A 4776-nucleotide genomic window follows, 5' to 3' on the forward strand; every position below is an offset into this window, starting at 1 on the left:
GAAGTTATTCAGCGGAACGACATGATCCTGGGGGTCATCCGGCAGCGACCGATTGAGGGCCTTGTTGAGTTTCACAAGGATACTATCTGAAGTGGGGAAGGTAGTGGCAGTAGGCGGTTGCAGTAGGCAGTAAAAGGGTTCAAGGTTCAAAGTTCAAAAAGGTGTCTTCAGTGGGCAGTGGCAGTTGGCAGGAAATGGGCCAACGATTGTTTTACATCGAACAATACTGCGTAGTGCAAATGGGAACTGCGTACTTCTGAAAAGGTTCAAAGTTCAAAAAGGAGTCCTCAGGGGCCAGTGGCAGTAGGCAAACCTCACTACGCGAGCACAGCGATTACCGAGATTTCCACATTGACGTACTTCGGGAGGTTGGCTACTTCGACGGTTTCCCGGGCAGGGGCGGTTTTGGCTTCAAAATAGCGCCCATAGACTGCGTTGATGCGGGCAAATTGCCCCATATCGGCAACAAAAATGCTGCTTTTGACCACGTTGGAAAAATCTGCGCCGGCAGCTTTTAATACCGCCTGTAGATTTTCCATCACGAGTTCCGTTTCCTCTTCGATGGATCCCTTTAAAAGTTCCCCCGTCTGAGGGTCCAGTGCGATTTGCCCTGAAACATAAAGGGTATTCCCGGCGCGAACCGCCTGATTGTAAGGCCCTATCGGGGCTGGAGCCGCTGATGTTTTAATTATTGTTTTCATATGCCTTGAAGCTTTGAAATGAGTTAACGTATGTTGGAGGGCTGGCTTCGGTTTTCCCATTTCAGGTCTTTCAGCAGATTTGCCTTGATGCCTATGAAAAAATACCAGCGTTCAAAATCGCCAAAGGGCGTCCAGTCAAATTTTAAATGGAAACTATTTAAATCCCTTTCAAACTGGAACTGGGTCAGGGTAAAGCCCTTTCCGACAAAATCGTACCCGGAGGATAATCCTACCCGCCATTTTGGGGTCAGTTCGATATTCCCGCGGAACATCAGGGAATGATTGGTTATATCTCCTTGTCGGGCCGCATTGTTATAGGTCACTGCGTATTGCAGGCTGAGGTTCCAGGGTATTTTGGTGCCGAAAATCGGTGTTTCCACACTTGCCGGGTCCCGACCCTCAAATGCGCTGCTGTTAAAATCGTTGGCTGCCCCGAAAAGATCATCGGTCCGCCCCCCGCTATTGGCGACGTAATTACTTCCACTATACGGGTCCTGTTCTTCCTCTTCCCGTTCCTGACGATCCCGCTCAAAATCCGTGCTGCTAAGGGTATATCCTATATTGGCCCGGGCACTGGTCACCCGAAAGAGTCCGCCGCCCGCACTGATGTTCAAGGTGTTGATCCGTCGTCCGGTATTGTCAATCGCATAGGGATCCATACTCGCGCCGAAGTTGATGTTCATCTTATTATCCAGGATGGTGGTACCCCCGGTCAGGTTGATCGGGCTGAGTTTCAGGGAATCTGCTTCCAGGTTGTAGCTGGTATTCAGGTTAAAACTGTTGAGGATAAAAACCTTTTTCGGTTCAAGGGCTGTCGTGTCTTTATCCCGGACCTTGGCCTCGAGCGTGTTCGCCAGGCCAAAGCTAAAGGCGTTCGAACGTCCCTGTCTCGGTGTCCCGTATGGAGTGTTCTGGAAGCGTGTAAAACTGGTGGGCACCCCTGTAGCCTCATTAATAACTTCTTCGTAATACTGGTCAAAAGACGGTGCATAACCGTAGCTCACATTGGGCCGTATAATGTGGCGCAAGGCCTGTACTTTTTTATCCTCCCCAAAATTAAAGGTTCCGTATACCGTTGTACCCAGGGCTGCGCTCAGGCTGTATTCATTGAACCGGTCAAAACCGCCAATGGTATCCGTAACTACCTGCTCTAACTCCGGATCGTAGCGTTGGGGGTAGGTTTCCCAGGTCCAGACATCCCGGTAGGTCCCGCCGGCGGTGACACTGAGGTATTTGGCAATTTTAAAATTGGTAGATATGGGGATTTGATGTTCGGCCCCCAATCGACCATTTTCAAACATCGCCCCGGTCAGGAATTCATCGGTTGTGGTACGTATTCCATACCGGCCGTTGAGGTTGTATTGCAAATTGATGTTCTGAATAGCTCCTTTTTTTATACCATCTCTTGGGGCCAGGGGAAAAATACGCTCCATACTCGCCTGAAGTGTAGGCAGGGTCAGATCTACCACGTCCGTATTGGTATTCTGGTTTTGGGTGGCCGTCAGACTCACATTTACAGAGGGGTACGTCGGAAAGGTACGGGAATACGAAATGGATGACGAAAGGTTGTTTACCTGGGTATTGGGCAGGTTTTGCTGGATTAGTGAATTCCTGAAATACTGGCTGCTCCCGAGGTTCACCGATGCGGAAAGCCGGGAGTTCGGATTGGCTTTCGAATCCTGGGAATGCGAGATCTGTATATTGTAAATTGTAGATCTGGAATAATCGTCAAACCCCTTTTGGCTCGTTACGAGGTTTTCATACCGGAAATTAAAGTTACCCCTGTATTTATAACGCTTTGCATAGACGGATTGCGCCCTGAAACCATAACTCCCATTACTATAGAGATCCCCGGTTACGGTGAGATCGACAAAATCGTTGAGGGGCAGGTAATACCCTCCGTTCTGTATAAAGAACCCCCTGTCCGGATCCATCCCGAAAGTTGGCATGAGAATTCCCGCTGTCCTTCCAGTGGTTAGTGGAAAATATGCAAAGGGCAGGGCGATTGGGGTGGGGACGTCTACAATATACAAATTGGAAAAGCCAGCAATTACCTTTTTATTGGGGACGAACTTCGCTTTTCGCACCCGGATATAGTAGTCCGGATTTATGGTGTCGCTGGAGGTGGTCAACTTCCCCTCACTAAGGAAATAAACCGAATCGTTCTCTTTTTTGGTGCGCTCGGCATAGACTTTCATGGCATCACCACCCATGGTGCCCAGATCAGCCTGTTGTTCGGTTCGGGAGTTCCAGATGATGGCCTTTTCGGTATCAAAATTAAACCTGATGGAATCCGGGATTACCTCATTGGAGCCCTGTTTGAAATAGGGTAATTGGGTATAATTCCCAAGCGAATCCCGTATTCGCCCTGCATAAACCTCATTGTTGATATAATCAAGGACGATCACCCCTGCCTTCAGTTCGGTGTCCTGATAATAGATTTCAGCCTCATTGTAGAGGTAAATTTTCTGATCTTTCTGACTGATCCGCACGTAATCCTTAGCCGTATAGCGGACCTGATCCATGAGCGCACTGGACGAAGGCTGGACGGAATCCGTCCCTACCGTATCAATTTTCCTGAGCAGGTCCGAGAGGTCCGGAGCCCTTAAAGTATCGCCTACTGCTTTGATCGGAAGAGGCTTGACCAAATCCTCCTGAGCGGACAATCCTCCGACGGCCATCAACACCAAACCCAGGAAAAGACCCAGATGTATCTTTGATTGCAATGCGATAAGTTCTATTTTTGTACGGAGTTCGCTTGGAATTCAGTGGTCAAACTTACATATTTTTCCTTCTGCAAGGCGTACCTTTAGGTAATTTTAACCCGCATAGAATTGAAGATGCAACGCATTAACACGGGCTTTTTAACATTCCTGGCAACAATCGGATTCCTGTTGGGTGCCATAAGTCTTAAGGCCCAGGCCTCCCAGGGTGATCCTGCCGGGGCAATTCCTTTTACCGTAGTTCTGGATGCGGGCCATGGGGGCCATGACCCGGGAAATCTCGGGAATGGATTTTTAGAAAAGAACATCGCCCTGAGTATTGTATTGGAGGCGGGAAAGGCCCTTGAGCAGGAAGGAAATGTGAAAGTGATTTACACCCGCGACGACGATACTTTTATAAATCTCTACAAAAGGGGAGAGATTGCCAATAAAGCCCAGGCAGATCTTTTTGTCTCCGTGCATTGTGATTCCCACTCCTCAAACGCCAATGGAGCAGGTACCTTCGTTCTCGGACTACATGCCAACAAGCAGAATTTTGAGGTGGCCAAAAAAGAGAACTCTGTAATCTACCTGGAAGATAATTATGAATCCCGATATGCGGACTACGATATCAGTTCCCCGGAATCCGTGATCGGGCTGACGATCATGCAGGAGGAATTCCTGGATCAGAGTATCCTTCTCGGCAAACTGATGCAGGATCGTTTCACGGGGAAGCTGCAGCGAAAAGACCGCAAAGTCAAACAAGCGGGTTTTATCGTTTTGCATCAAACTTTTATGCCCAGCGTACTGATCGAAACCGGATTCCTCACCAATCGGGATGAAGGACAGTACCTGAATTCAAAGAAAGGGCAGCAGGAGATGGGCCGGGCCATTGCCGAGGCTATTCTGGAGTACCGAAGTACGATACCTTCTGGCGTTTCCACAAATACTCAAACCCCCCGCCAAGAAATGGCGGAACTGGAACCGCAGGTACCCGAGGAGGTTTCAAAGGATCCAGAAGGGTTACCAGAAGAGTTAAAAAAGGGAGCCGGGGCAGAAATCGCCCCCCAGACTTCCAAAGACGTGGCAGTTGATGATAAGGGTCAGGAAACGATAGTCGATGCAGAACCCCCGAAGGTTACCCCTGATTCGGGTTTGCCCGTCAATCCCGGAAAAAAAGGTGCAGCTACCACAGTTGGGGCCGAAGTTGCCAAAGAGGATTCGACAGGAACCCCGGTGAACAAAGCCGGCTCATCAGATGCAGCAAATAAAACACCTGCAGCTGAGACCCGGGATAAAACCAACCCATCAGTCGCGGATAAAGCTGGGGTGACTTTCAAGGTGCAGCTCATGGCAGTAAGTAAGGATATTCC

Annotated in this window: 3 protein-coding genes; 1 reads left to right on the forward strand and 2 read right to left on the reverse strand. The window is 49.2% G+C overall.

The genetic code is table 11. The features are described 5' to 3' along the window. Positions 1-317: 317 nt before the first annotated feature. Together WBV75_RS09465 and WBV75_RS09470 are read right to left on the reverse strand one after the other, a co-directional pair. Positions 318-701 carry a RidA family protein gene (locus WBV75_RS09465; protein WP_424120379.1) on the reverse strand — a complete coding sequence of 128 codons (384 nt, stop codon included), beginning with the start codon at positions 699-701 and terminating at the stop codon, positions 318-320. A 23-nt stretch (positions 702-724) separates the two neighbouring features. After that, entirely contained in the window at positions 725-3427 is a 2703-nt protein-coding gene (locus WBV75_RS09470; RefSeq protein ID WP_424120380.1) for a putative LPS assembly protein LptD, read from the reverse strand. A 114-nt stretch (positions 3428-3541) separates the two neighbouring features. Here WBV75_RS09470 and WBV75_RS09475 point away from each other — a divergent pair. Beyond that, a partial coding sequence (locus WBV75_RS09475) for an N-acetylmuramoyl-L-alanine amidase family protein (RefSeq protein WP_424120381.1) occupies positions 3542-4776 on the forward strand: 1235 nt, incomplete at its 3' end.

Source organism: Robiginitalea sp. (assembly GCF_049588695.1).
Lineage (GTDB): Bacteria > Bacteroidota > Bacteroidia > Flavobacteriales > Flavobacteriaceae > Robiginitalea.